Source organism: Shewanella chilikensis, from assembly GCF_037953065.1.
Lineage (GTDB): Bacteria > Pseudomonadota > Gammaproteobacteria > Enterobacterales > Shewanellaceae > Shewanella > Shewanella chilikensis.
This window is the reverse complement of sequence record NZ_CP149966.1, coordinates 940,717-965,000: the sequence shown is the minus strand read 5'-3', so window position 1 is coordinate 965,000 and position 24,284 is coordinate 940,717. Positions and strand designations below refer to the sequence as shown.

General features: G+C 52.2%; 25 protein-coding genes (1 of these 25 running past the window's edge). 9 read left to right on the top strand and 16 right to left on the bottom strand.

From position 1 onward, the window contains the following. Nucleotides 1-338, bottom strand: the 5' end (the start) of a protein-coding gene (gene pssA / locus WKR14_RS04475; RefSeq protein WP_101052454.1) for a CDP-diacylglycerol--serine O-phosphatidyltransferase. Its footprint begins 565 nt before the window's first position; 338 of the gene's 903 nt are visible here — the first part of the coding sequence; its start codon is at nucleotides 336-338; the stop codon falls past the left edge of the window. A gap of 90 nt (nucleotides 339-428) precedes the next feature. Here pssA and WKR14_RS04470 point away from each other — a divergent pair, with 90 nt between their 5' ends. Further along, complete coding sequence (locus WKR14_RS04470; RefSeq protein ID WP_165564540.1) at nucleotides 429-872, top strand: DUF4124 domain-containing protein; 444 nt, start codon at nucleotides 429-431, stop codon at nucleotides 870-872. Nucleotides 873-949: 77 nt separating this feature from the next. Here the strand turns inward: WKR14_RS04470 and mdh are convergent, their stop codons facing one another. Beyond that, nucleotides 950-1,885: a malate dehydrogenase gene (gene mdh, locus WKR14_RS04465; RefSeq protein WP_025012092.1), complete on the bottom strand. Its 936-nt coding sequence runs from the start codon at nucleotides 1,883-1,885 to the stop codon at nucleotides 950-952. Between the two features lie 285 nt (nucleotides 1,886-2,170). On the opposite strand from mdh, the gene argR reads away from it, so the two are divergent. Beyond that, nucleotides 2,171-2,641, top strand: coding sequence for a transcriptional regulator ArgR (argR, locus tag WKR14_RS04460; RefSeq protein ID WP_025012091.1), 471 nt, complete (start codon nucleotides 2,171-2,173; stop codon nucleotides 2,639-2,641). A gap of 61 nt (nucleotides 2,642-2,702) precedes the next feature. Here the strand turns inward: argR and WKR14_RS04455 are convergent, their stop codons facing one another. The 5 genes from WKR14_RS04455 to WKR14_RS04435 all read right to left on the bottom strand — a co-directional run bounded on the left by WKR14_RS04455 (nucleotide 2,703) and on the right by WKR14_RS04435 (nucleotide 9,380). Beyond that, nucleotides 2,703-3,638, bottom strand: coding sequence for a Dyp-type peroxidase (locus WKR14_RS04455; protein ID WP_101052458.1), 936 nt, complete (start codon nucleotides 3,636-3,638; stop codon nucleotides 2,703-2,705). A 98-nt stretch (nucleotides 3,639-3,736) separates the two neighbouring features. Beyond that, nucleotides 3,737-5,380: a gamma-glutamyltransferase gene (gene ggt / locus WKR14_RS04450; RefSeq protein ID WP_248953043.1), complete on the bottom strand. Its 1,644-nt coding sequence runs from the start codon at nucleotides 5,378-5,380 to the stop codon at nucleotides 3,737-3,739. 272 nt (nucleotides 5,381-5,652) lie between these two features. Then, the gene (locus tag WKR14_RS04445; RefSeq protein WP_226563842.1) at nucleotides 5,653-6,696 is read right to left on the bottom strand and encodes an ABC transporter ATP-binding protein; all 1,044 of its coding nucleotides are present in this window, start codon (nucleotides 6,694-6,696) and stop codon (nucleotides 5,653-5,655) included. Then, complete coding sequence (locus WKR14_RS04440) at nucleotides 6,693-8,324, bottom strand: ABC transporter permease (RefSeq protein WP_226563829.1); 1,632 nt, start codon at nucleotides 8,322-8,324, stop codon at nucleotides 6,693-6,695. Before WKR14_RS04440 ends, WKR14_RS04445 begins: the two co-directional genes overlap by 4 nt. A gap of 39 nt (nucleotides 8,325-8,363) precedes the next feature. Further along, nucleotides 8,364-9,380 carry a Fe(3+) ABC transporter substrate-binding protein gene (locus WKR14_RS04435; RefSeq protein WP_101052464.1) on the bottom strand — a complete coding sequence of 339 codons (1,017 nt, stop codon included), beginning with the start codon at nucleotides 9,378-9,380 and terminating at the stop codon, nucleotides 8,364-8,366. Nucleotides 9,381-9,593: 213 nt separating this feature from the next. Between WKR14_RS04435 and WKR14_RS04430 the strand changes: the two genes are divergently transcribed. Further along, nucleotides 9,594-10,049 carry a hypothetical protein gene (locus tag WKR14_RS04430; protein ID WP_146225980.1) on the top strand — a complete coding sequence of 152 codons (456 nt, stop codon included), beginning with the start codon at nucleotides 9,594-9,596 and terminating at the stop codon, nucleotides 10,047-10,049. Here WKR14_RS04430 and WKR14_RS04425 read toward each other — a convergent pair. The 3 genes from WKR14_RS04425 to WKR14_RS04415 all read right to left on the bottom strand — a co-directional run bounded on the left by WKR14_RS04425 (nucleotide 10,011) and on the right by WKR14_RS04415 (nucleotide 12,057). Further along, the gene (locus WKR14_RS04425; RefSeq protein ID WP_101052468.1) at nucleotides 10,011-10,601 is read right to left on the bottom strand and encodes a glutathione S-transferase N-terminal domain-containing protein; all 591 of its coding nucleotides are present in this window, start codon (nucleotides 10,599-10,601) and stop codon (nucleotides 10,011-10,013) included. The two genes, WKR14_RS04430 and WKR14_RS04425, sit on opposite strands and share 39 nt — an antisense overlap. Before the next feature lie 13 nt (nucleotides 10,602-10,614). Then, entirely contained in the window at nucleotides 10,615-11,364 is a 750-nt protein-coding gene (locus WKR14_RS04420; RefSeq protein WP_101052470.1) for a ferredoxin--NADP reductase, read from the bottom strand. Nucleotides 11,365-11,478: 114 nt separating this feature from the next. Next, nucleotides 11,479-12,057 carry a DUF5610 domain-containing protein gene (locus WKR14_RS04415; protein WP_101052472.1) on the bottom strand — a complete coding sequence of 193 codons (579 nt, stop codon included), beginning with the start codon at nucleotides 12,055-12,057 and terminating at the stop codon, nucleotides 11,479-11,481. A 136-nt stretch (nucleotides 12,058-12,193) separates the two neighbouring features. Between WKR14_RS04415 and WKR14_RS04410 the strand changes: the two genes are divergently transcribed. The 3 genes from WKR14_RS04410 (at nucleotide 12,194) to WKR14_RS04400 (ending at nucleotide 14,530) form a co-directional block, all read left to right on the top strand. After that, nucleotides 12,194-12,700, top strand: a complete 507-nt coding sequence (locus tag WKR14_RS04410) for a phosphoglycerate mutase family protein (RefSeq protein ID WP_226563827.1) — start codon at nucleotides 12,194-12,196, stop codon at nucleotides 12,698-12,700. A 9-nt stretch (nucleotides 12,701-12,709) separates the two neighbouring features. Continuing rightward, nucleotides 12,710-14,200, top strand: coding sequence for an FMN-binding glutamate synthase family protein (locus tag WKR14_RS04405; RefSeq protein WP_101052476.1), 1,491 nt, complete (start codon nucleotides 12,710-12,712; stop codon nucleotides 14,198-14,200). Nucleotides 14,201-14,317: 117 nt separating this feature from the next. Then, nucleotides 14,318-14,530, top strand: coding sequence for a hypothetical protein (locus WKR14_RS04400; RefSeq protein ID WP_263619481.1), 213 nt, complete (start codon nucleotides 14,318-14,320; stop codon nucleotides 14,528-14,530). 13 nt (nucleotides 14,531-14,543) lie between these two features. Here WKR14_RS04400 and WKR14_RS04395 read toward each other — a convergent pair whose 3' ends face one another. Both WKR14_RS04395 and WKR14_RS04390 read right to left on the bottom strand, forming a co-directional pair. Continuing rightward, entirely contained in the window at nucleotides 14,544-14,813 is a 270-nt protein-coding gene (locus WKR14_RS04395) for a hypothetical protein (protein ID WP_101052480.1), read from the bottom strand. Nucleotides 14,814-14,874: 61 nt separating this feature from the next. After that, nucleotides 14,875-16,680 carry an ABCB family ABC transporter ATP-binding protein/permease gene (locus WKR14_RS04390; RefSeq protein ID WP_101052482.1) on the bottom strand — a complete coding sequence of 602 codons (1,806 nt, stop codon included), beginning with the start codon at nucleotides 16,678-16,680 and terminating at the stop codon, nucleotides 14,875-14,877. 315 nt (nucleotides 16,681-16,995) lie between these two features. Here WKR14_RS04390 and WKR14_RS04385 point away from each other — a divergent pair, with 315 nt between their 5' ends. Further along, nucleotides 16,996-17,169, top strand: a complete 174-nt coding sequence (locus tag WKR14_RS04385) for a hypothetical protein (protein ID WP_101052484.1) — start codon at nucleotides 16,996-16,998, stop codon at nucleotides 17,167-17,169. 36 nt (nucleotides 17,170-17,205) lie between these two features. Here WKR14_RS04385 and aroG read toward each other — a convergent pair whose 3' ends face one another. After that, on the bottom strand, nucleotides 17,206-18,261 hold the full coding sequence (aroG, locus tag WKR14_RS04380; RefSeq protein ID WP_101052486.1) for a 3-deoxy-7-phosphoheptulonate synthase AroG: 1,056 nt from the start codon (nucleotides 18,259-18,261) through the stop codon (nucleotides 17,206-17,208). 522 nt (nucleotides 18,262-18,783) lie between these two features. Between aroG and WKR14_RS04375 the strand changes: the two genes are divergently transcribed. Beyond that, the gene (locus WKR14_RS04375; RefSeq protein ID WP_101052488.1) at nucleotides 18,784-19,641 is read left to right on the top strand and encodes a hypothetical protein; all 858 of its coding nucleotides are present in this window, start codon (nucleotides 18,784-18,786) and stop codon (nucleotides 19,639-19,641) included. 10 nt (nucleotides 19,642-19,651) lie between these two features. After that, nucleotides 19,652-20,941, top strand: a complete 1,290-nt coding sequence (locus WKR14_RS04370) for a DUF4785 domain-containing protein (RefSeq protein WP_339087429.1) — start codon at nucleotides 19,652-19,654, stop codon at nucleotides 20,939-20,941. A 158-nt stretch (nucleotides 20,942-21,099) separates the two neighbouring features. Here WKR14_RS04370 and WKR14_RS04365 read toward each other — a convergent pair whose 3' ends face one another. The 3 genes from WKR14_RS04365 to WKR14_RS04355 all read right to left on the bottom strand — a co-directional run bounded on the left by WKR14_RS04365 (nucleotide 21,100) and on the right by WKR14_RS04355 (nucleotide 24,280). Then, nucleotides 21,100-22,254, bottom strand: a complete 1,155-nt coding sequence (locus WKR14_RS04365; RefSeq protein WP_339087731.1) for a hypothetical protein — start codon at nucleotides 22,252-22,254, stop codon at nucleotides 21,100-21,102. A gap of 166 nt (nucleotides 22,255-22,420) precedes the next feature. Further along, a complete protein-coding gene (locus tag WKR14_RS04360) occupies nucleotides 22,421-22,792 on the bottom strand; it encodes a hypothetical protein (RefSeq protein WP_224867673.1) in 372 nt (123 codons plus the stop codon). Between the two features lie 237 nt (nucleotides 22,793-23,029). Continuing rightward, complete coding sequence (locus WKR14_RS04355; RefSeq protein WP_101052492.1) at nucleotides 23,030-24,280, bottom strand: ammonium transporter; 1,251 nt, start codon at nucleotides 24,278-24,280, stop codon at nucleotides 23,030-23,032. Between the last annotated feature and the right edge of the window lie 4 nt (nucleotides 24,281-24,284).

The window sequence follows — 24,284 nt, the reverse complement described above, 5'->3', positions numbered from 1 at the left end:
GCGCAATAGATAAACGCCGCCAACCAACCTATTTTGCCCAATTCAGAAAGCCCCCAGTTATAGGCTATCAAGGCCGGAGCCATACCGAAGGACACCATATCTGCCATCGAGTCGTACTCGGCACCAAAGGCACTCTGAGTGTTGGTCAAACGCGCCAGACGACCATCCAGTCCATCAAATAACATGGCAACAAATACAGCAATAGCCGATGCCTCAAAGTGCCCATTCATGGAAGCGATAACAGCATAGAAGCCCGAGAACAATCCTGCCGTTGTCATCAGATTGGGCAATAGATAGATGCCACGGGTTTTTATTGTTGGCTTGGATAAATTTTGCATACACTTAACCTGATGATGTAATAAAACTCATAGCGGCAAAGATAACACACTTGCTCAGACAAGCTCACCCTGCAGAAACGGAAACAGACAATGATAAGGATCAGCCTATTTATGGCTCTGCTGGCATTACTCGGAGCCAACGCTGCCTCGGCAACGCCCATTTATACTTGGGTCGATGAAAATGGCGTCACCCACTACAGCCAAGAGCCGCCGCCACAACGGCAAGCCACCGAACTGGACAGCCAAAATCTGCAACCCGCCAGAATTGGCACGGTCGCGCCGCAGCGAAAAGATGACGTTGTGCAGGAGACAGAGTCTGAGAAACAAGCCAAATTGATCAAGGAGAAAGATGCGGCCCAGGCTCAGGCTATTTGTGATAAGGCCAAATTCCAATTGGATGTCCTCAATACCCACACCAGACTACAACGTAAAGATGACGCCTCAGGTGAAATGATTAAGATGACAGAAGAAGAACGGCAGGCGCAGATAAAGGAGCAGCAGGAAAGAATTCGGCTGTTTTGCCAAAGAAACTAGCCAGCAAGGCCAGAGTAGAATAGGTTCTAGTAGCAAAAAGGAGCGCCGAAGCGCTCCTTGTTATTCCCGGAGTCGACTTACTTAACGAAGTCTACACCCAGTTTGATATCCGCTTTCAAGGTATCCAGCATGGCATCGCGAGCGTTGGTTTCAAACGCGCTTAGCTCACCATACGGCAGAACCTTTTCGATACCATTCTTGCCGAGCACCACTGGCTGGGCAAAAAATTCAGCGTGCTCACTGCCACCGTCAACATAGGCGCACTCGATCACATTGGCTTCACCCTGCAGACCGCGGATCAGCGACAGACCGAAACGGAAAGCGGCCTGGCCCATGGACAGAGTCGCGCTGCCGCCACCGGCTTTGGCTTCAACCACTTCAGTACCGGCGTTTTGAATACGCTTGGTCAGGGCAGCAACTTCTTCATCAGAGAAGCTGACACCTTCAACCTGAGATAACAGAGGCAGAATGGTCACACCGCTGTGGCCGCCAATCACATTGACTTTAACATCGGCAACGTTCAGCCCTTTGGCTTCGGCGATAAAGGTTTCAGAGCGGATGACATCGAGAGTCGTCACACCGAACAGACGGTTCTTGTCGTAAACACCGGCTTTTTTCAGTACTTCAGCAGCAATTGCCACAGTGGTGTTCACTGGGTTGGTGATAATACCAATCAGCGCCTTGGGACAAGTCGCAGCCACCTTTTCAATCAGGTTACGGACGATACCGGCATTGATATTGAACAGATCAGAACGATCCATGCCAGGCTTACGGGCAACACCGGCAGAAATCAGCACCACATCAGCACCTTCCAGTGCAGGTGTTGGGTCTTCACCGGCAAAACCTTTAACTTCAACTGCTGTCGGGATATGACTCAGATCCACGGCAACCCCAGGCGTTACGGGGGCGATATCATAAAGTGACAGCTGAGAGCCGGCAGGTAATTGGGTTTTCAACAGAAGGGCAAGAGCCTGGCCGATACCACCAGCAGCACCTAGTACAGCAACTTTCATAGTTATCTCCGTCAATTCTCGGAATTATGTGTGACATAGATCTAATTCTGTGATGGCGCAACATTAAAGGATCGTCACAAAAATAGCAATTATCCCTTAGTCATATGACTCTGTTTCATCAAAAGCTGAATTAACTTCAGCGTTTTCTACTGCCCACTGAGGCTTCTTTTACCCCCTCACTGACCTGCATTGCATTTTTATGCAGACATCTTGGGTATTTGTTGACACTTATCCGTTTGATATGCAGAATGACCGAGATTTTCTGAATAACGACAGAAGAAGATAATGCAAGCAAGCAAAAATCAGGATGAGCTAATCAGAACCTTCAAGGCTCTGCTTAAAGAGGAGCGCTTCGGCTCCCAGAGTGAAATAGTCAATGCACTGCAAGCCGAAGGCTTTGCCAATATCAACCAGTCCAAAGTCTCGCGCATGCTGAGCAAGTTCGGTGCAGTGCGCACCCGTAACGCTAAGCAGGAGATGGTCTACTGCTTACCGGCCGAACTAGGAGTGCCTACCGCCGGCAGCCCGCTGAAGAATCTGGTATTGGATGTAGATCATAACCAAGCCATGATAGTGGTACGTACCAGCCCGGGCGCGGCGCAGTTAATTGCCAGGCTGCTGGACTCCATCGGCAAGCCAGAAGGTATTCTGGGCACTATCGCTGGTGATGACACTATCTTTATCTGCCCTTCCAGCATCAAGACCATTGATGAAACTCTGGAAACTGTGAAATCGCTGTTCAATTACACAGACTGAGTTGAAGATGTCATAAAAAAACGCCCCTCACTGAGGGGCGTTTTTTGTCGCTATCGCATTATTAATCATCAAACTGGATCATAAAATCCAGAGAAGGGGCAAAGAAAGAGGAGCCTGTTACCGCCTGAGTAAAGTGCATCAGGTGATCATGGTGTCCTTCTCCGTCACCGAAAACCATACTGTGAAGCATCTTTTCGAAATGGCTTGGTGTCTTACAAGTAGAGATAAACATCAACCCCTGCTGTTTTACAGAACCATAAGGCATGCTCTGACGCAGGATCTCCATCGGCTCACCATTGTCATACTTGAGGTTTACCCGCTTGATATGCGCAGTCAAGGGTTTATCTTCCGAGGCGTACTCTATGTTGTCCTGCTTGGTGCGGCCTATGATGTCTTCCTGCTTTTTCAGCGGCAGTCTATGCCACTTACTCAAATTGTGGACATATTTCTGTACATGAATGTAGCTACCGCCACGAAATGCATCGTCTTCATCGCCTACCAGAGCTACAGCTTGACGACCTCTGCCCTTGGGGTTTTCTGTACCATCGACAAAACCGGTCAGATCGCGGCTGTCCATAAAGCGGAACCCACGTTCCTCCTCTTCCAGCTCGGCCAGGCCTTCCAGCATTTCATTGACCTCATTGGCCACCAGATGAAGAATATCCAGGCGATCACAACGCAGGTGAATAAAAATATCGAACTCTATCGCCGGCGCATCCCGGTTACCCGACTCCATAGCAGGGAATGGCTTGAGTTCAGTTGGCCTGCTTCCCGGATAGAGATGATCCCAAAAATTGGCACCAATCGCCACAAAGGCGTTAAAGGCACTGTCAGCATACTGATCTGCCAGCTCATACAAATACTGGGCGACATTGGCCAGGCAAGGACGCAGTTGTGACTCCCCGCCTTCGTTGGCATTGAACATCAGATAAACACTGTGCAGATTTCCCTCTGCGCAGATCCCCAGCTGTTCCCGTGGCATAACCTGTGTATCCATTTGCAATCTACCCTTTCAGATTAATTCATCTTCGGCCTTATTATCCGCAACTTGAGCATTAATTTGAATTAGCTCACGCACGTTTTTGCCGATTACTTTCAATAACCTGATGCCTGCCCGTCTTTACGGGACTCGGAAGCTCCCCGATAAACGCCGCTTTCAACATTGACGCCTATGGCCTGATAACCACCAAAAGCCCCGAGAGAATCACTCAAAGTATGCCCCTTTTTCATCAGCTCACGGCGGGTTTCCATGGAAAAGCCCGACTCGAGACTGATATAACCGCCATCTGTCATCTGCTCGCCGGTCGGTTGGCTGGAACCTGTATGCAGTATTCTCGGAGCATCGCCCGCCTCCTGCAGGTTGAGGCCAAAATCAATCAGATTAATCATGATCTGGGCATGCATCTGGGGTTGGGTGGCTCCCCCCATGACGCCAAAGCTGAGCCAGGGCTTGCCATCTTTGGTGACAAAGGCCGGAATTATGGTATGAAACGGTCTCTTACCCGGTGCATAGGAGTTGGCACGCCCAGGAGTGAGATCAAACAGCTGGCCTCTGTCCTGCAACACAAATCCCAAGTCCGGAGGCGTCATGCCTGAGCCCATGCCACGATAATTGCTCTGGATGAGAGACACCATATTGCCTTCTTTATCGGCGGTAGTGAGATAGATGGTATCACCGTGTAAAAGATTGGGATTACCCGGCTCAACGCTGGCGGCGGCTTTGTCAGCATCGATAAGCTTGGCTCTGGCGTAGTTGTATTCTTTGGAGATAAGTGAGGCTACCGGCACTTTGGCAAAGTCCATGTCGGCGTAGAACTTGGCTCGGTCGGCAAACGCCAGCTTTTTTGCTTCCACGAAATGATGCACATATTCGGCGCTGCCCAACCCCATGGCCTTGAGATTAAATGGCTCCAGGGTTTTAAGGATCTGCAGTGCCGCTATCCCCTGGCCGTTGGGCGGCAGCTCCCAGATATCATAGCCCCGATAATTAGCCGATACAGGCTCGACCCACTCACTCTTGTGAGAAGCGAGATCTTCATAGGAAAGATAACCGCCCTGTTGTTGCATATAAGCGGCAATACTGCGGGCTATCTCTCCTTTGTAAAAGACATCCCGGCCCCCCTTGGCAATTTTTTCATAGCTGTTTGCCAAAGCCGGGTTTCGAAACAATTCACCGACGGCCGGCATGCGACCGCCTGGCATATAGGTTTCTTTAAACCCCGGGTATTTGGCCAGCTTGTCACCGCTGCGCGCCAGATAGAAGGCGATGAGCTCGGAAACCGGAAATCCTTCACGGGCATAATGAATAGCCGGTGCCAGGTTATCCTTCATGGGCAATTTGCCGAACTTGTCATGCAGTTCATACCAGCCATCCACGGCACCGGGCACGGATACGGGCAAAGGCCCATAAGGCGGCAGCTGCTCAAGCCCTTTGGCCTTGAGCATCTCCAGCGTCAGAGAAGCCGGACTGCGGCCAGAGGCATTGAGCCCATAGAGCCGCTGCTCTTTGGCGCTCCAGACAATGGCAAAAAGATCGCCGCCTATGCCAGAGCCTGTAGGCTCCACCAACCCCAGCATGGCATTGGCGGCAATCGCGGCATCCACGGCACTGCCTCCTTGCTTAAGAATATCGACCGCCACCTGAGTCGCCAGTGGTTGGCTGGTTGCCGCCATGCCATTGACCGCATAGACTTCAGAGCGGCTCGCAAAGGCCGCGCCCGTGATTCTGTCCATCGCCATGCTTCCCGTGCTGCAGAAAACAGCCAAACTCCCGATGACACCGAGTAACAGCTGACGACATGAGTTGTTGCTGATATTCCGTATCCCTTGTGCGTCCTGCATTTTATTATTGCTGTAGTTATGCATCTCGCCTCCGCTCTCATCCCGGAGCGGCGCATGGGCGAGTCCGGGGTTCAGTGAATACCTATGGTGAGTTCAATCAAACCGATTGCTTGGTATAACACAGAGACAAACAAATTATCACCCACAGCAAACTTATGAAACAATTGTTGTTAACAGCCATTACCGAACAACACCAACGGATGTTCCAGTGCCGACAGCCTGACTCTCTGCCCTGGAGAAAACTGTACCTGATGACTACGAACCTCGAGTATGACTCCCTCTTGCTGCACATCATAATGGCAAACATTGCCCAGAAAACGCCGCTCGGTAACCACGGCCAGCCCCTGTTCGTCGGGACGTAACTCCAACTGCTGTGGCCGCAGCAACAACTCGCCCTGCCAGTTCAGTGGCAAACCATGGGGCAAAGAGCTTTTAAGGCGGCCGATTTGAGTATCGACACAGTGCTCGCAGCTGACCTTGGCCTCAAGATAATTACCGCTGCCGAGAAAGTCCGCCACATAGCGATTGACCGGGTTGGCATAGAGAGTTTCAGCACTGCCTTGCTGCACTATTTTTCCATCTTCAAACAGCGCCAGGGTATCGGCAAAAACAAAGGCCTCATCTTTACTGTGGGTCACAAATACGGCGCTGACGTTACGGCTCTTGAGGATCGCGCGAATCTCCAGCATCAGCTCGCCGCGTACCTGGGCATCTATGTTGGAGAAGGGTTCATCCAACAACAGCAGTTCAGGCTCATAGGCAAGCGCCCTGGCAATCGACACCCTCTGCTGTTGACCGCCGGACAACTCGTGGGGATAACGTTCAGCAAGCCCGGTGAGCTTGACCAAGTCCAACATCTCCTCAAGCCGGCTCAGGCGCTGCGCCTTATTCAATCCCTTGACACCAAAGAGGATATTCTGCGCGACCGTCAAGTGGGGAAACAGGGCATAGTCCTGAAAGATCATCCCCACGCCACGCTCCTCTCCCGGAACCTGCAGCTTATCCGTGGTTACTGCACGGCCGCTGATATGAATTTCACCGGCGGAGACCGGCTGCAGTCCGGCAATGGCTCTGAGCAGAGTCGTTTTACCACAACCACTGGGTCCGAGCAGGGCGGCAATTTCACCGGCTTGCAAAGTAATGCTCAGCCCTTTGAGCACCTGCAGGGCGCCATAATGGCTGTGGAGTTGCTTGACACTCAGGGTCGACATCAGTTGTTTTGCTCCAGCGAACGGTTGAGATAAATCAAGGGCACCAGCCCCACTAACACAATGACAATAGCCGCCAGCGCCCCCTGCTCCAACTGCTCATCGGAGACGTATTGGAACACTTGGGTGGCCAGATTGTGAAACCCTACAGGGCTTAGCAGTAAGGCAGCCGGCAACTCTTTCATCGCCTCGATAAATACCAGCAGCAGAGCGGCAAAAATACCGCTGCGCAGCAATGGCAGATGGATTAATGCCAGTACTTTACCCGGTGTCTTGCCCAGGCTGATGGCCGCCATGTCGAGAGAAGGCGACAGCCGTTTGTAACTGCTCTCTATACTGCCGATGGCAATGGCGGCAAAACGAATACAAAACGCCAGCACCAAGGCGGCGATACTGCCGGTGAACAGCAGCCCCGGGCCTTGACGCTCGAACAGGGCGTAGAGATCATCGATTCTGAAATCGAGCCAGGTCAGCGGAATAAGCACGGCAATCGCCAGCACAGTGCCCGGCAGTGCATAGCCGGTACTGACCAGACGGGATGGCAACATGTCCCACTTTCGCGGGCTCAGGCGGCGAATGAACATCAAGAGGATAGCCAAGAGCAAACACAATACACTGCTGATGGCGGCGACCGTTAGGCTGTTGAGACTGTACTGCCAAAAGTCACTGTTCCAGCTCTGTTGCCAGTAATCCAAGGCGTAACTGCCGAGAATGACAAATGGCAAAAAAAACGCCAGCAGCAGCAACAGCGAGCAGTAGCCGAGCGCCAACCACTCACGCCAACCTTTGAGCCGGTATGGCTCTGGTGCCTCAAGCAACAGCTGTTTTTGAAACAATTGCTGTTTACGCCTCGCCATACGCTCCAGCGCAAACAGAGTAAAGACACCAAGCAACATCAATAGCGAAATTTTAGCCGCGGCCGCCAAGTCACCATAGGCTCGCCAGGTGTCGTAGACAGCCGTGGTCAGGGTGGATACCGCAAAATAATTGACCGTCGCCAAGTCAGCCATGGTTTCCATGGCCACCAGGGCGACACCGGCCGCCAGCGCCGGGCGTGCCATTGGCAGCGACAAACGCCAGAAACTCTGCCATGGCGAGCAACCCATCACCTTGGCTGCATGCTGCAAACTTAAGGATTGCTCCAGAAACGCGGTGCGCCCCAAGAGGTAAACATAGGGGAAGAGTACCAGCGACAAAATCACAGTGGCGCCGCCCAGAGTTCGAATATCGGGAAACCAGTAGTCGCTTACCGATTGCCAACCAAAACTTGCGCGTAAAAACCGCTGCACAGGCCCGGCATAATCCAGTAAATCGGTATACACATAAGCGACGATATAGGCTGGCATGGCCAGCGGCAACAACAGAGCCCACTGGAACAGGCGCCGGCCCCGAAACTCACAGCGCGCCACCAGCCAGGCAGCCGGCACCGCCAAAAGCAGACTGCCGACACTCACCCCCAACATCAGCCAGAAGGTATTGGCTATGTATGACGGCAGCACAGTGGCAAACATCTGCCCAAAGCGGGTTTCACCCGGTTCGAATGCCTGCATGACCAGCGCCAGCAAAGGCGCCACCATAAGGCCGCAGACGGTAAACCCCGCCCACGACCAGCCTCTGGAGAAGGTCAGGATCACAGCTATTCCCCCACAACCTTTACAGAAACGCCTTCAAGCTCAGAGATCAAACTTAACCTCATCGAGCAGTCTCAGCGCCGCCTGATGGTGCTCTGCCAATTTGTAGACAGGCAAGTCATCGGCTTTAAAGTCTCCCCAGGATGCCACCAATTCTGAGACAGGCACATCGTCCTTGACCGGATATTCCATATTGACCTCGGCATAGCTCTGTTGGGCGGCATCCGAAGACAGATACTCCATCAGTTTGAGAGCATCGGCCGAGTTAGGTGCATGCTTGGCCAGCGCCATACCCGAGACATTGATATGGGCACCGCGATTTTCCTGATTCGGGAAGTTGATCACCGCCGCTTCGGCCCATGGCCGCTGTTTGGGGTCTTGCAGCATCTTGCCATAGTAATAGCTGTTACCGATGGCGATATCACACAAACCTTCTTTTACCGCCTGCACCTGCGCCCTGTCGTTACCCTGAGGCTTACGGGCCAAGTTACTCTTCAGTCCCTGAAGCCAACTCTTGGCATCGGCTTCACCGTGGTGGGCTATCATGGAGGCCACCAGCGCTATGTTGTAGGGATGCTTGCCACTACGCATACACACCTTACCCTTGTAACGGGCATCGGCCAGGTCTTCATAGTTGATTGTCAGCGGCCCGAGGCGCTCCTTGCTGGAATAGAGATTACGCACCCTCATAGTCAAGGCGTACCAGTTTCCTTCGGGATCCCGGTATTGGGCCGGAATATTCTGCTTGAGCGTGTCACTTTCCACCTGTTTGACCAACTGCTTGTCCACCAATTCCTGCAAGCGGGAAAAGTCAGACGTCAGCACCAGATCCGCCGGTGATAAGCGTCCTTCACGAGCCAATCTATCGGCGATGCCATCTTTGGCAAACACAAAATTAACCTTCACCCCGGTAGCCTGACTGAAGTCATCCAGAATGGGCTTGACCAAAAACTCCTGGCGATAGGAATAAACCGTCACCTCATCGGCGGCGGCCACCGGCAATGTCAAACTGGATGCAGCCAACGCACTGCAAAGTAACAGACCTGTCTTGTAGCTCATATTATTCAGTACCCCATATTGGATGAGTAATTTAATGAGAACTATTTCTAATCAGCTTTATTTTCAGCCTAGTGCAAAAATTCTGACAAGGGGAGTACAAATGAAAACAGACAGAATGGCAGTGGCTGGGAGCAAAGCGATTGGAATCGGCCAAATTGTCGCAAACTAAACTAAACTGAACCTTAAAACTTATACATGGAGAGGGGAAGTATCTTGGATATTTTGGAAATCCTGCTGGCTGTCATGTCTTTGCTACTGATCTTGTTTCTGTTCCGTCACAGGTTAAGACCAGAAAAGCGTCGGCAGGACAGACCCTCTGTCCCCAAAGAGAAACAATATCACTGTGTCTCCATAGTGTTGACGCCAACTGCCTGCCAGGCGATAAGAGCGCTTGAAGGCAAGCGTTTTCTGTCGAAGGAGGCGCCCAGGCTCCCCTTGGCAGAATGTAATTGCAGCCAATGCGACTGCAAGTATCAACATCATGAAGACAGAAGAGTTCCCTTCAGCGATCGGCGACTGGACTATGGTATGAGCCGTGACCTCTATGGCATCTTCGGTGAAACCAACCGCAGAACCCACCCCAAGGGCAGGCGATACTCGGACTTGGCCAAACCGCAAATTACCGAGAAATCATCCAGGACGAGTATCTCGGAAACTCTGCCTGATTGATGCAGATTCCAGCCAGTGTGCCAAGGCCGGCGCCACTTTACGCCAGTCGAGATCCGGATGACGAAAATCAAGGTATTCGAGTAGCACCAACAGCAGTACCTGCCTGGCATCGAGTGGACCGCTCGCGATAATTCCCTGACGCTCCACTTCCATCAAGGCTCTGAGCAGGGCCTGCTCGAAACGACCACTCCAGAAAAGAGAACGAACCCCCTCTTCTTCACGCATCTGTTCCTGCCTTAGGCCAACGGCGCTATCCAACGCGCCTTTAAGCAGTGAGAACTGGCACTCATAAGCCCAGTTTTTTTGGGGCCCAAAGAAACGATCCTGGCCGAATCTAGCGTCCAGATAACGGGCAATGACTTCGCTGTCGAACAGTGCGGCGCCATCGTCCAAAAGCAGACAGGGAATTTTCCCCAAGGGGTTAACCGACAGTAACTCGTCACTGTTATCGAAAGGATTGACCAGCTTTTCATCCAACGCCAAACCCAGCTCGCGGGCAATGACCCTGACCACGCGGGCATAAGGCGAAGCTGTAGAGTAATAGAGCTGCATCCAGACTCTCCTGTTACCAGTATTTTTCGACTGTTATCTGTCCGGGGGCCCGGCGCAGGTTTTTGGCCAAACCTTTATCGATAAGCGCCGCCGTAGCCCCCTGGATCATCCCGGGGTTACCACAAAGCATCAATTGCGAGTCCTTTGCACTTATGCTTAGCCCGGCCTTGGCCTCTATCTCACCGCTTTGTAGGCCATCCGGGATGCGGCAACGCAGCGCACCGTCAAAGTCTTCACGAGTGACACTGGGCACAAACACAAATTGCTCTGGATAGGCCTGTTGATAGCCGCGGATCTTATCGAGATAGGCGAGATCCTGCACTTCTCTGACCCCGTAAACCAGAACCACCTTATCAAACCGCTGCCAAGGTTCAGGAGTATCCAACATGGAAAGAAACGGCCCCACGGCGGTACCGGTTGCCAAAAACCACAGGTGGCGCCCCTGCAATTCCCCTTTTGGGATCTCATCCAGGGTCATGAAGCCGGTGGCTTTGTCTGTCACGCTAATACTGTCACCCGGCTGCAAAGATTGCAGATCCGGCGACAACTGGCCTTGATCTACCGCCACCGCCAGTATTTCAAGATAGTCGGCCCCTGGGGCATTCACCAGCGAATAGGCCCGGGCGATACGTTTATCATCCCTCTGCTGACTGAGCTTAATAAACTGGCCCGCAATAAACGGCGCTATCTCGGCGGCTATCCTCAGGCTGAATAACTTGCTGTTCCAATCGATACGCTCAATGACCCGACCTTCAGTCCACATAGCTTCTCCTTAGGTAACACAAGACGATTATTGCAGCATAACCCCATATTCAGCCAACAAAAACCCCTCATAGTGAGGGGTGTTATCGGCAGGAAAGGTTTCACGTGAGCTCGATTATTCCTGCTCAGTGGTAAAGCTGTCTCTGAATGACTGCAACCCTTGTTGTACCAGAGAGTAGGTTTCATCCACCCCGGTCTTGATATCGCCCTCCAGCACCTTGAGTCCGGAAAGAATATCCGTCGCCTCTTTAAAGCCCTGATCTATGGCGCCACCGATAACGTCCATAAAACCGGACAGCTGACTGTCAAAGTCCATGCTGGAGTTTTGCTGCTGGTAGACACTGAAGAACTGAGTGGCAAAGCTGACAATTCTGTCGGCCGTGGCCTCGGGAGAAGTATCTATCTGCTGCTCCTGCACCTGCTGCAGGGCATTTTCCCCCATGTAAGGTGCCAGTTCTTCATTGATGGCCTCAATCGCGGCGCGATACAAGAGACTCATGGGTTCGTTACCGCTATTGAGGCTTACTTCCTCCTGCGCCGCCAGAATAGCGTTATTCATCAACTGCTGGCTGATATGGCGGGCACTCTTGCTGCCGGCGACTTCAGATACCGCCTTACCATGATTACCGTCCAGTTGTTGAGTCTTGTCCTTGGCCACCTCAGAGACCTGAGCGCCATGATTGCGGATTTCCATCTTGGTTTCCTCGTATGAAAAGCGTATCTCAGGTTAATTATCGACCAATTCAGCAATTAGTTTAGTGATTGTTTACCCAGGTCGATACTCGAGCTATGATCCCACATGTTATTTAAGTATTTGATAGAAAATAAAAATGGTAAGAATTTTTCTACTGCTTTGTCTTTCAGTGCTTTTTAGTTGGTCGTCCCAGGCCGCCGCCCCCCATCAAACCATATTCCTGGTTAGGCATGCGGAAAAAGCTCAGGGAAGCGATCCCGGGCTGACAGTCGCAGGCAAGGCGCGCGCCGAAGCTCTGGCAGAGGCATTAAGGGACACCCAACTGCAAAGGCTGATGTCGAGTGAGTTTCGCCGAACTCAGGAAACCCTGGCACCGATTGCAACAGCCAAACAACTCAGGATTGAGGTGTTTCCAGCCAAAGTCGGCTTGGAGGCTCACATCAATGCCATAGCAGATGCAGTCAAAGCCAGCCAAGGCAATGTGCTGATCGCCGGCCACAGCAATACAGTTCCGGCCATCATCAAGGCGCTGGGTGGCCCCCTGGTTAGCCTGAATGAGCAGCAATACGATCAACTCTTTATTCTTACCTTGGCAGAACAGGGGCCCACGGGCCTGGTAACCACCCACTTTGGCAGTCAATAAGGATAGAAGATGCGCGAGCAAAACTGGTTTATGTGGGGCCTGGAACTCTTTTCCGGCCTGTTTTTAATAGTCGTCGGCTTAGGACTCTTGGTAATCACTTATATGTATATCGCCGATGTGATGCAAACCAAGCAGGCGGTGCGGCATAACTACCCTGTTGTCGGACGATTCCGGTATTTCTTCGAGAAAATGGGCGAATTCTTCCGCCAGTACTTTTTCGCTCTCGATCGGGAAGAACTCCCCTTCAATCGTGCCGAGCGTAGTTGGGTCTACCGGGCGGCGAAAAATGTCGACCGCACCATAGCCTTCGGCTCCACCAGGCCACTGGAAGCCAACGGCAGCATACTGTTTATGAACACCGCCTTCCCAACACTGGATCAAGACGTTGTGCCGCCAACACCTGTGGTTATCGGCCCTGACTGCGAACATCCCTTTGCCACCAGCGCCATTTGCCATATTTCCGCCATGAGCTTCGGTGCTCTTTCTCGCCCAGCTGTTACCGCCCTTTCCCATGGGGCAGCCCAGGCAGGATGCTGGCTCAACACAGGGGAAGGCGGCCTCAGCGCCCACCACCTCAAGGGAAACTGCGATCTGGTATTCCAGATAGGCACTGCCAAATATGGCGTTCGCAGCGCTGAAGGGCACCTGGATGATGACAAGCTCAGGGAAGTGGCCGCTCACTCTCAGGTGAAAATGTTCGAAATCAAACTCAGTCAGGGAGCCAAGCCAGGCAAGGGGGGAATTCTTCCCGGGGTAAAGGTAACCGAAGAGATAGCCGCGATTAGAGGGATCCCAGCAGGAGAGGATTCCATCAGTCCCAACGGTCATATCGAGTTTCATCATGTCGGCGACATTCTCGACATGATAGCCAGAGTCAGGCAGGTGACAGGCAAACCCACAGGGATCAAGGCTGTCTTGGGTGATACTCACTGGTTGGAAGATTTTCTGGAAGAGATTAACCAACGCGGTCATGACTCGGCTCCCGATTTCTTCACCCTCGACAGCGCCGATGGTGGTACGGGCGCAGCGCCGCAAACCTTGATGGACTACGTTGGCCTGCCGCTGAAAGAGAGCTTGCCACTGCTGGTCGAACAACTGCGGCGGCATGGACTGAAGCAGCGGATTAAAGTGATTGCCTCTGGCAAGCTTATCACACCCTCCAGAGTCGCCTGGGCGCTGGCGCTGGGAGCGGATTTCACCGCCTCTGCCAGAGGGAATATGTTCGCGCTGGGATGTATTCAAGCGCTGCAGTGCAACAAGGATACCTGCCCCACCGGGATAACCACCCATAACAAGAAACTACAACAGGGATTGGATCCCAGAGACAAATCCACCCGAGTCGCCAACTACAACAAGGCATTGCACCATGATCTGGGGATGCTGGCCCACTCCTGTGGGGTCACTGACCCAAGACAACTCAAACCACGCCACGTCAGAATCGTTACCCAAAGTGGCCTGTCGGTATCTCTGGACAAATACTACGCTCACTTCGATCAGTGACGATTTTGTCGCTGTCACCGAAGCGTAACATTGGCCGGATTGTGCGTTGCATCACAAAAGTGGTAAGATTTTGCGCCTAATCAAGACTTGCCACTTCCAGAGGATTTTGAAGTGAAAATGACATTTGTCAGTCAGGTCCCCAAGCCGGAAACGAGCAAAACTGCATCGCTCAGCTGCAAGAATTGCAGCCGTTTGATTGAGATTGAGGGAGAGATGCTCTGTTATCGCGGCGGTAAAATAACTGAACTGACGCCGGTAAACGAAGCGAAAAATAGTTTCAACCTACTGTGCGACGGCTGGCAAGCCGACCGCAACCAAACCAAGAAATAGCATCAACTCAGGCTCAGCTACGCACTTCCCCTTGCGACTGAGCCTGCTTTCTTGACTCACTGATAATTCCTTCCAACGCCTCATTAAAGGGTTCTGCAGATACCATAGACAGAGTCAGGCCGCGAGTGGATACTCTCAGACCGGCACGTAACTCGGTATGTAATTGATTGAGGGCAACATCATCCATACCTCGAGTCTTAAGCTCATCCGCCAAACTGTTCCAATCTGTACGGACTTTGTCCTGCATTCCTTCAATATTGACCTGCAATACAATGTTTTCCATCTGTGCTGCCCCCATGGCTGACGCGACTTCGGACTTTCGAGTATGCGGCAGTCAGGCTGAATCAATGCTGAACTTGCACCGACTCATCAGTCTGTTTTGTGTGCTGGATCCGCCATAAACGCGCGTAATATCCATCGGCGGCCAGCAGGCTGTCATGGCTGCCGGATTCAACCAACTGACCTTGATGCAACACTAAGATTTTATCGGCATCCACCACTGTCGATAACCTATGGGCAATAACCAGACTGGTATGGCCCTTGGCAACTTCATCGAGCGCCTTCAGAATCGCCCTCTCAGAGCGGCTATCCAATGATGAGGTAGCCTCATCAAAGACCAGTATCGGCGAGCGCTTCAATATCGCCCTGGCAATAGCCACCCGCTGCTTTTCACCGCCGGAGAGTTTCATGCCTCTCTCACCCACTTTGGTCTGGGCCTGCTGCGGTAATGCTTCAACAAACTGCTTCAGGTGGGCCAACTCTATCGCCTGCCAGATTTCGGCATCCGAAGCATCGGGGCGGCCATAGCGAATATTCTCAAACAGAGTATCGTTAAACAGCACTGTGTCTTGAGGCACTATGGCAATGGCTCGGCGCAGTGCATCTTGGGTCATATCGCGAATATCAATACCATCGACCCGAATCGCCCCTTGGCTGACATCGTAAAAACGAAACAGCAAGCGCACCAACGTCGATTTACCGGCGCCGCTTTCCCCCACTACAGCCACCTTCTGCCCAGGTTCTATCTCAAAACTCACCCCTTTGAGTATCTCCCGCTCTCCATAACCAAAGCCAACCGAATCAAAACTGACGCGGCCCTCGGTCAGCGATACGGCTTTAGCCGTAGGGCTGTCTTTTACCAGCGGGGTCTTATCCAGCAGCGAGAACATCCTCTCAATATTAGCCAAGGCTCCACGAATTTCACGATACACAAAGCCCAGGAAGTTGAGCGGCATAAAGAGTTGCATCATAAAGGCGTTGATCAATACAAAGTCACCCACAGTCATCTGCCCGCGGGTCACTTCAAAAGCTGCGAGTCCCAGCATCAAAGTCATAGCAATGGCAATAATGGTGGCCTGACCGGCATTGAGGGCGAACAGCGACAGACGATTCTTGCGCTTGGCCACCTCCCAGTCGGCCAACGCCTTGTCATATTCATTCGCCTCATAGGCTTCATTGTTGAAGTATTTGACGGTTTCATAGTTAAGCAGGCTATCAATAGCACGGGTGTTGGATACCGAGTCGGCCTTCGCCGCCTCACGGACATAGGAGGTACGCCACTCAGTCGTCACAACAGAAAACAAACCGTAGGCCAGCACAGAGCAGAAGGTGATCAATGCAAACCAAATACCGTAATTCCATAGCAAAATGGCCACTACCATCAGGATTTCCAATAAGGTGGGTACTATGTTGAACACCATAAAACGCATCAGAAAACTGATGCCACTGGTACCGCGCTCTATGTCCCGTGATAATCCGCCGGTGCGCCTGTCGAGGTGAAAGCCAAGATCCAGCCGGTGCAGATGTTCAAAGACCTGCAGACCAAGGCGTCGTATCGCTCTCTCGGTCACTCGGCCAAAGAGGGTATCCCTGATCTCCCCGGTGAGTGCATTGACTAATCTCAAACTGCCATAAGCCAAAACCAGAGCTATAGGCACGGCCAACAGCTGCGCTGTTTGGGCGTTCCCCAAGTCATCAACCAAATGCTTCAACAGGAAAGGCAAGCCGACACTGGCGAGCTTTCCCACCACAAGACACGACAGCGCCAGAATAATGCGGCTCTTGTATTCCAACAGATAGGGCCAGAGAAGTTTGAGCACTTGCCAGTTGAGCTTATCGACGGGACCGTCAAGGTAAAGAGTCGGACGCATACATCTTGCCAGGAGAAAAGAGTGTTCCGAGTGTAGCAGTGAGTGGGACCCAAGTCTGCGATCTGTTTGGCTGATAGCTCGGAAATCATCATCTGAAGCAGCACTTTAGAATGCCAAAAATAACATTTAACCTAGACTAAATGACTAGCAACAAAATTTTTATCACCAAAATCACCCCAAAGAGCTGAAAGATGGTTATACATGAAAAAAGAATTTGCTACTCTTTCCTGTTAGTACGGGCGGCAACGAGTGTTCAAAAATGTCAAACAAACCGGTCCGCACCGATTTTTTACCGTATCTGTTGAAGGAAATCTTATGTTGGATTCAAAAGTTCAATACCCGCCCCTGCCACTGATCCAAACCTGGGTATGGATGATGATCGAATCAGGCAACCCCGAGATCCAGGAAAAAGGCCGTAACAATCTAATAGCTTCCTTTGGCAGTCTGGCCAAGGCCAACGAATACCTGGCACAGCAAGTCCAAAAATAAAGGCGCCGATGGCGCCTTTACCTAAAGTATTGACCCTCAACCCTGACGGCGCTTCAGCACGCTGTCGTTGAGCATTGACAGCAGTTTCTCTGTATCATCCCAACCTATACAGGCGTCGGTAATACTTTGACCATAACTGAGGGGGTGCCCGGGATTAAGGTCCTGACGCCCTTCCACCAGATGACTCTCCACCATCACCCCGAAAATCGCCTGCTGTTTGGCGGCAATCTGGCCGCAGACATCTTCAGCCACCAACATCTGACGCCGGAAGTCTTTACTGGAATTGGCGTGGCTGAAGTCAATCATCACCTTGGGTTTCAGGCCAACCGTCTCGAGCTGAGAGCATATCCGGCTCACATGAGCCGAGCTGTAGTTGGGTTCGCGTCCACCACGCAGAATGATATGGCAGTCATCATTACCCTTGGTTGACACAATTGCCGAATGGCCAAACTTGGTCACCGACAGGAAATGGTGTGGTGCGCTGGCGGCCCCAATGGCATCTATCGCCACCTTGATGGTACCATCTGTGCCGTTTTTGAATCCCACAGGACAAGACAGGCCCGATGCCAACTCGCGGTGAACCTGAGACTCTGTGGTACGGGCGCCGATGGCGCCCCAGCACATGAGGTCGGCCATATATTGAGGGGTGATCATATCGAGGAACTCACCTGCAGTCGGTACCTGGCTGTCATTCAATTCGAGCAGCAGTTTGCGGGCCGTTCTTAGGCCGTCGTTGAGCTTGAAGCTGTTATCCATGTAGGGATCGTTAATCAGCCCCTTCCAGCCCACTGTCGTTCTGGGTTTCTCGAAATAAACCCGCATCACCACTTCCAATTGATCCTGATAGGCCGCTCTGAGTTTGGCCAGACGCGCACCATACTCCAGCGCGGCCTCAGGGTCGTGAATAGAGCATGGCCCTATCACCACCAGCAGGCGATCGTCCTGTCCATGCAGGATTTTGTGAATATTCTTCCTGGCTTTAAAGACGGTGGATGAGGCGCGTTCGGTTGCCGGAAATCGTTCCAGAATGGCTATCGGTGGCAGTAACTCTTTAACTTCATTAATCCGTACATCATCATTCTGGTAATACATAAACGTCACACAGCTCCGGCTATTGATAAGAATCTCTTGTTTTGAATAACAGTTTCAATCTATCCGCTATATTCAACCAATGCAATTAACTTATATAGATTTCTCTGCAATTCATGTTATTTCTTATTTTTTGTATGGTAATCTCCGCCTTCCAATGAGAAATTCCCTAAGCACAGCCTAATTGACAAACAAACCACCAACAACACCTTTCAATCAAGGAGTAGCCATTTTTGCCACAAGCTCTCACCTGGTTTGAATCAAACCCGATTGAACTCCTTTTTATAGGCAAGTAACTCATATAGAGTGCGCTCAAAAGCGGATCCCTCCTCTCATGTTCAACAGTTATATTTAACTAAAAAATTAAGAAATTCCTCTATATACAGCTATCCCTTTCAATTGGCTTAACCTAGCCAATATTTCAGCAATTAACTTGCTGCAAGTAAACATTACAACTAACTTAATTAGCGGATAAACATATTTATCCCTTCACAAAATAATGATTATCAACAAGAGAAATGCGACATGAAAATATCCACCACCCTGATGATGTTGGGTCTTTGTAGTGTCTGCTCCCTGAGTCATGGCGCCACCGGCGTCGCCTTTGTCCATGGAACAGGAAAACAAACCGATGCCCTGAACGATTACTGGACCCGCGAGTTTGTCGATTCAGTTCGTCAAGGTATCAGCACCCCGAGTAACTATCAGGTCATCAACTGTGACTTCGAGCAATATATGTGGGATGAGGCCGCTGCCGGCTGTTTGGTCGATCAGCTGCAGAGCTTTATCAACGCCCGCAATCTGGATCAACTAATCCTTATCACCCACTCCAATGGCGGCAACATAGTGCGCTGGGTCTTGTCCAATCCCACCTGGGATGGACGTTATCCAGCTGTGATCAACAGCATCAGCCGAGTGATAGCGCTGGCTCCTTCCAGTGCCGGTACACCACTGGCCGATGCCGTCACTCAAGGCAATGTGTTTGAAACCAGTCTCGGCTGGCTGCTCGGTTACGACAGCGATGCCGTCAAACAGCAGCAAGTGGGTTGGATGGCGCAATACAACAGTCAATGGCTGTACGGCACAGCCGGGCGCCCTTCTCTGGGTAAGCCTTTTGAAGCTGTTGTCGGCTCGGACGTGGAGTCGGCAGTTTGGGACAGCGACAGCTATTGCGGCGGCTATCAGAATCAAGTGGGCCTGGAGACTACCCAAAACTGGCTGGATAACTGCTCCGACGGTTTTCTTGAGTGCAACTCCCAAAGTGCCGCCGGCAGTGTCTGGTTTACCGATAAGCAGAAAACCCGTGACAGAGAACCTTTGAGTCACCATCAAAGCCGCCGGGCCTGTTTTAATCTCGACACCCTTCTGCGCAATCATATCTGAGGACGTAAGTATGAAGATGTATATCAGCAAGACACCGCTGCTGGCAGCGATACTCCTGAGCCTCACGGGTTGCCAGGATGATGCCAAGGTAGAACAAAACCAGCAGCCCAAGAGCCTGACCTTGGCCATGGTGCCGCCCCAGGCAAGCGATATCAAGGCAGGAGAAGAGCTAGATACAGGGCAATTGCCGCCCTTGAATACTTCCAGGGAAGATGTCAGCTTTGTCAGGGCGCTGTCAGGGGAGTATCAGGCCCAGCTGCCGGACAAAACCGCCAGTGCCAGCAGTGATGAATACTGGTTGATGGTTACAGGCGCCGAGCTTAACCAAGGCCTAGAGCTGCCATTAACCCAAGGCAGCAGCGTTATCCGTCTGGCTCCTCGCTGGGATACAAGCAGCGGCGCCCCTACTGCCCCCAAGAGCATTGCTCCGGACGCAGTTCAACTCAGCTCGGCCGCAGGCAAAACTGAGAACAAGCGTCTTATCCGCCGCGCCGTAGACTCTGAGTCTCTGGCCAGTGCCGGGATGGATGATGACTCCAGTGCCCTGCTGCTGAACTCAGATATCAAGCCCGGTCTCTATCGCCTGCAGGTCGCCGCAGCGCTGACCGCCACTGACAACTATCTGGTCAATGTCAAAGAGAAAGGCTCTGCCTATCGTCTCAAGTTAAGCACCCCATCATCACTCGAGGCCAACACCCATCTCGAGTTGGAGCTGGCGCTTGAGAACGATAAGGCCATGGGTTCACCTCGTTTGGCCAGTGCCCGGCTGCAGCAAGCAAGCGGCGAGCAAAAACCACTGCAACTCAGCCAAAGTGGCAACAGCTGGCGACTGCAAAATGAGCAGTTGCCCATGCCCTCAAGCAATGCGGGTTTCAGTGAATTGGTGGTCGATATTGAGACCCTGGTGGATAACACCTTGGTACGACGAACAGTCAAGACCGCCTTCAAGCAGTTCTATCCATCGGCACGGCTGGCACCCGAAATCAAAGTGGGTTGGCAAAATGGTCTGCCAAGCGCCCTCAACTTTACGCTGGAGCTGGCCCAAAGTGGTCGTTTTGGGGTGTCGGCAATACTGACAGGGACCGATGCCCAAGGGCAGGAAATCGCCATACTGCAGAGTGAGACCGCGGCCTGGCTGACACAAGAGCAAAACAGTCTGCAGTTGCCTCTAAACCTTGAGCTAATCCAAAATTCGGGCTTAAAGCCGCCCTATGGTGTCAGGGCAGTTGAGCTCAAGGATATGGGGCAGATGGCGCGCTTGAGTTACCGCGACAAGGCGCTGAGTTTCGAAGCCCTTTAAAGCCAGCTTTCAGGCAGAGAGAAACTTATAGCCAAAAAGAAACTTATAGCCAGAAAGTAAAAAGCCCGATGCAGATGTCAGCATCGGGCTTTTTACTCTGCAGCTTGGCTTAACCAGTTGCGCCTTTATAACCTCACTCTTTCAGCCAAGCTTTTGAATCAATGCCCTTCCATCGCATGCAACTTGGCCTGATAGCGTTTTTTCTGCTCGCCGTCACCGGCCAGCGCCAACGCCTTTTGCAGATTGCTCTTCGCGCGGTCGGAGTCCCCTTTTGCCCAATAGGTTCTGGACAAACCAAAGTAAAACTCGTGGCGATAATCCGCCTTCTCAATCGCTCTTCGATACCAACTCAGCGCCTCATCATATTGATGATCCATGTAGGCTTGTTGCGCCATATCATAGTAGTAATAAGGATTCCGGATCCGGGCAAGCTCCAGTACCTTGTGCACTTCGGCCCATTCATCCAGTCTGTCCTGGCTGCTCAGTATGACCGCCAGGTTATAGAGGGTAGTCATGTTTTCCGGCTCAAGCGTCAACGCATAGCGGTAGACCCGCTCGGTCATCTGTTCCATGCCCCTGGCGCGATAGAGCACCGCCAGGCTGTTGAGCGCCGGAATAAACAGACTCTGCTGTTGCAGGCTCTTTTTCAACAAGCCGTATGCGAGATCCCAATTCTCATTGATCAATGCCTCGGCCGCCGCATTGTTGTAATACATGGCGACCACAGTACCTTGGCTGATCTTATTGACCTTATAGCTGCGCACAGCACGCTCTGGCAGGAAATCCACCAGGATGGAACGCTCGGTGACATGGAAGACATGATTATTCTTGGGCGGGTATAGCTTGAGGTTGATATGACCATTGACCAGATAAAAGGCGCCTTGACGATCCCAGACCGGGGGCACTTCCACATCACGAAATTCAACCTCTATCCCCAGTTGTTGCGCCATGGCCGCCGTCAGGATCACCAGTGACATGCAGTTTCCGGCCCTGTCGTGAAAGGTTTCGGCGGCGGTGCGGGTGTAGTTGTCCTGATAGCGAAAGCCGCCCTTGTCGGCATGGATATAGTCAGCCAACCACTCGTGGGCCAACTCCTGATTGGACATGAGTGCACCGCGGCTATAAGCACCTCTGAGTAACTGCACCGCTTCGGGAGGCAAAGCGAATAACTCGGCGGGCTCGGGGATATTCCCTGCCTCTTTGAATTGGTTATCCTGAAACAGGCTGCCAAGAGCCATCTTGCTTGGCACCGGGGTACTGCTGCAACCGCAAAATAGCAGCAGCAAAACCGCACCCAATAGGCGACTCAACATGGTAGCGGATAGAGCGCCAAAGAGAGCACGAGTGACAGAGCCGGAGAAAGCGCTTGAGAAAGTGCCTGAGAACATAAGGCCTCCTGAGTTAAGGCTTCTTTACTGAAAGCTTAAGTCAGACTGGCCACTCCTGCCGCGCCAAAGGGTGACAAAATGTGAATATACCCTAGTTCAAGCCTTCATTTCCGGGAGCAATAACGTCGGAACCCGGCTTGGGGATCCCTATATAGAGCTGCTGTTGCCGGTAAAGATAGGGGCGATAAAAATGGCCATCGCAGGAAAAGTAGCGATAGGGGCGCATGTAAGGAACACATATGGCAGGCAGGCTGCGGAGGATCTCCAGTTGTTGCTGCGAGCGCAGTAGTTCCTGCCACTCATGCTGACGCAGTAATTCATCCCTGACGGCAAAGGCATCGAAGGGCTCACTGGCATCACGAACCACCACTTGACCTGCCTCGGCATTGCCAAGCCACAGCAAGGTAATTAACAAAGCGCCGAAAAAAGTACCGGTCAGCTTCATTCCACTGAGAGTCTTCATCGCCATCCCCTTAGGCTCCAGGCTGTTTCTGCTTTCAGTCTGCCCCCAAGAGCGTCTGTCATCAAGCGCCATAGCCGCAAAATACGCTTTTCCTGGCCGACTCCCGCCAAGGCAGATAACCCAAAAGCCATCTCACAAGAGATGGCTTAAAGATTAAGGAAGCTTGCTTGATCTCTCAAAAACACTCATGACTTATCAGCTGGTGTTCTTGGCTTATCAATTGGCGTTCTTGGCTTATCAATTGGCGTTCTTGACAGTCACAAACTCAGGATAGGCATCGATACCGCAATCCGACGCGTCCATACCGTTGTACTCTTCCTCTTCGGTCACCCGGATCCCCATGGTCACTTTCAAGGCGCCCCACACCAGCAATGACGCCAGGAACACCCAGGCAGAGATCACCGCAGCGCCAAACAGCTGCCCTGTCACACTGGCATCGGCATTGGACAGAGGCACCATCATCAAACCGAAGAAACCGGCGACCCCGTGCACCGAGATAGCCCCGACAGGATCGTCTATCTTGATTCGGTCAAAGCCCACAATGGAGAACACCACCAAACCGCCGGCTACCAGGCCTATCACACCCGCCATAGGCAGAGAGGGCGACAATGGATCGGCCGTGATAGCCACCAAACCAGCCAAAGTACCATTGAGTATCATGGTCAAGTCGGCCTTGCCCCACACCATCTTACAGACGATCAGTGCAGATACTGCGCCGAAGGCCGCCGCCGAATTGGTGTTGACGAAGACTTTGGCCACGGCACTGGCATTTTCGGCATCAGAGACCAGTAACTGAGAACCACCGTTGAAACCAAACCAGCCCATCCAGAGGATAAAAGTCCCCAGAGTTGCCAGCGGCAGGTTGGATCCCGGAATAGGGTTAACCTGGCCATTGGCGCCATATTTACCTTTACGGGCCCCCAGCAGCAAGACACCGGCCAAGGCCGCGGCCGCACCGGCCATATGCACTATGCCGCTACCGGCAAAGTCGACAAAGCCGGCTTCGGAAAGGAAACCACCGCCCCAGGTCCAGTAACCTTCCACCGGATAGATGACTGCCGTCATTACCAGGCTGAATGCCAGGAAAGCCCACAGGCGCATGCGCTCGGCCACGGCGCCGGAAACAATCGACATGGCTGTAGCCACAAATACCACCTGGAAAAAGAAATCAGACTCCAGCGCATGGTCGGCGTCGGCAGCTTGAGAGCCTATCAAGGTGCTGATGCTCGGCAGCCAGCCGCCCTCGCCATTGTCCACATACATGATGTTGTAACCCACAATCAGGTAGGTGATACAGGCGATTGAATAGAGACAGATGTTTTTGGTCAGTATCTCTGTGGTGTTTTTGGAACGCACCAACCCAGCCTCCAGCATGGCGAAACCCGCCGCCATCCACATCACCAGCGCGCCGGAGATCAGAAAGTAAAAGGTGTCCAGCGCAAAACGCAGCTCTGTGACCGTAGTACCCAATTTGCTCAGTTCTTCCATCTTC

Bases quoted from the DNA above. Each gene is read 5' to 3' on its own strand.
- WKR14_RS04435 (WP_101052464.1), bottom strand. From the start codon at position 9,380: ATGAGCTACAAGACAGGTCTGTTACTTTGCAGTGCGTTGGCTGCATCC.
- aroG (WP_101052486.1), bottom strand. From the start codon at position 18,261: ATGTATTACCAGAATGATGATGTACGGATTAATGAAGTTAAAGAGTTA.
- WKR14_RS04375 (WP_101052488.1), top strand. From the start codon at position 18,784: ATGAAAATATCCACCACCCTGATGATGTTGGGTCTTTGTAGTGTCTGC.
- WKR14_RS04360 (WP_224867673.1), bottom strand. From the start codon at position 22,792: ATGAAGACTCTCAGTGGAATGAAGCTGACCGGTACTTTTTTCGGCGCT.
- WKR14_RS04355 (WP_101052492.1), bottom strand. From the start codon at position 24,280: ATGGAAGAACTGAGCAAATTGGGTACTACGGTCACAGAGCTGCGTTTT.
- WKR14_RS04385 (WP_101052484.1), top strand. From the start codon at position 16,996: ATGTTGGATTCAAAAGTTCAATACCCGCCCCTGCCACTGATCCAAACC.
- WKR14_RS04400 (WP_263619481.1), top strand. From the start codon at position 14,318: ATGACATTTGTCAGTCAGGTCCCCAAGCCGGAAACGAGCAAAACTGCA.
- WKR14_RS04455 (WP_101052458.1), bottom strand. From the start codon at position 3,638: ATGGATACACAGGTTATGCCACGGGAACAGCTGGGGATCTGCGCAGAG.
- WKR14_RS04390 (WP_101052482.1), bottom strand. From the start codon at position 16,680: ATGCGTCCGACTCTTTACCTTGACGGTCCCGTCGATAAGCTCAACTGG.
- mdh (WP_025012092.1), bottom strand. From the start codon at position 1,885: ATGAAAGTTGCTGTACTAGGTGCTGCTGGTGGTATCGGCCAGGCTCTT.
- WKR14_RS04365 (WP_339087731.1), bottom strand. From the start codon at position 22,254: ATGTTGAGTCGCCTATTGGGTGCGGTTTTGCTGCTGCTATTTTGCGGT.
- WKR14_RS04415 (WP_101052472.1), bottom strand. From the start codon at position 12,057: ATGGAAATCCGCAATCATGGCGCTCAGGTCTCTGAGGTGGCCAAGGAC.
- WKR14_RS04425 (WP_101052468.1), bottom strand. From the start codon at position 10,601: ATGCAGCTCTATTACTCTACAGCTTCGCCTTATGCCCGCGTGGTCAGG.
- argR (WP_025012091.1), top strand. From the start codon at position 2,171: ATGCAAGCAAGCAAAAATCAGGATGAGCTAATCAGAACCTTCAAGGCT.
- WKR14_RS04420 (WP_101052470.1), bottom strand. From the start codon at position 11,364: ATGTGGACTGAAGGTCGGGTCATTGAGCGTATCGATTGGAACAGCAAG.
- WKR14_RS04410 (WP_226563827.1), top strand. From the start codon at position 12,194: ATGGTAAGAATTTTTCTACTGCTTTGTCTTTCAGTGCTTTTTAGTTGG.
- WKR14_RS04405 (WP_101052476.1), top strand. From the start codon at position 12,710: ATGCGCGAGCAAAACTGGTTTATGTGGGGCCTGGAACTCTTTTCCGGC.
- WKR14_RS04370 (WP_339087429.1), top strand. From the start codon at position 19,652: ATGAAGATGTATATCAGCAAGACACCGCTGCTGGCAGCGATACTCCTG.
- ggt (WP_248953043.1), bottom strand. From the start codon at position 5,380: ATGGCGATGGACAGAATCACGGGCGCGGCCTTTGCGAGCCGCTCTGAA.
- WKR14_RS04470 (WP_165564540.1), top strand. From the start codon at position 429: ATGATAAGGATCAGCCTATTTATGGCTCTGCTGGCATTACTCGGAGCC.
- WKR14_RS04395 (WP_101052480.1), bottom strand. From the start codon at position 14,813: ATGGAAAACATTGTATTGCAGGTCAATATTGAAGGAATGCAGGACAAA.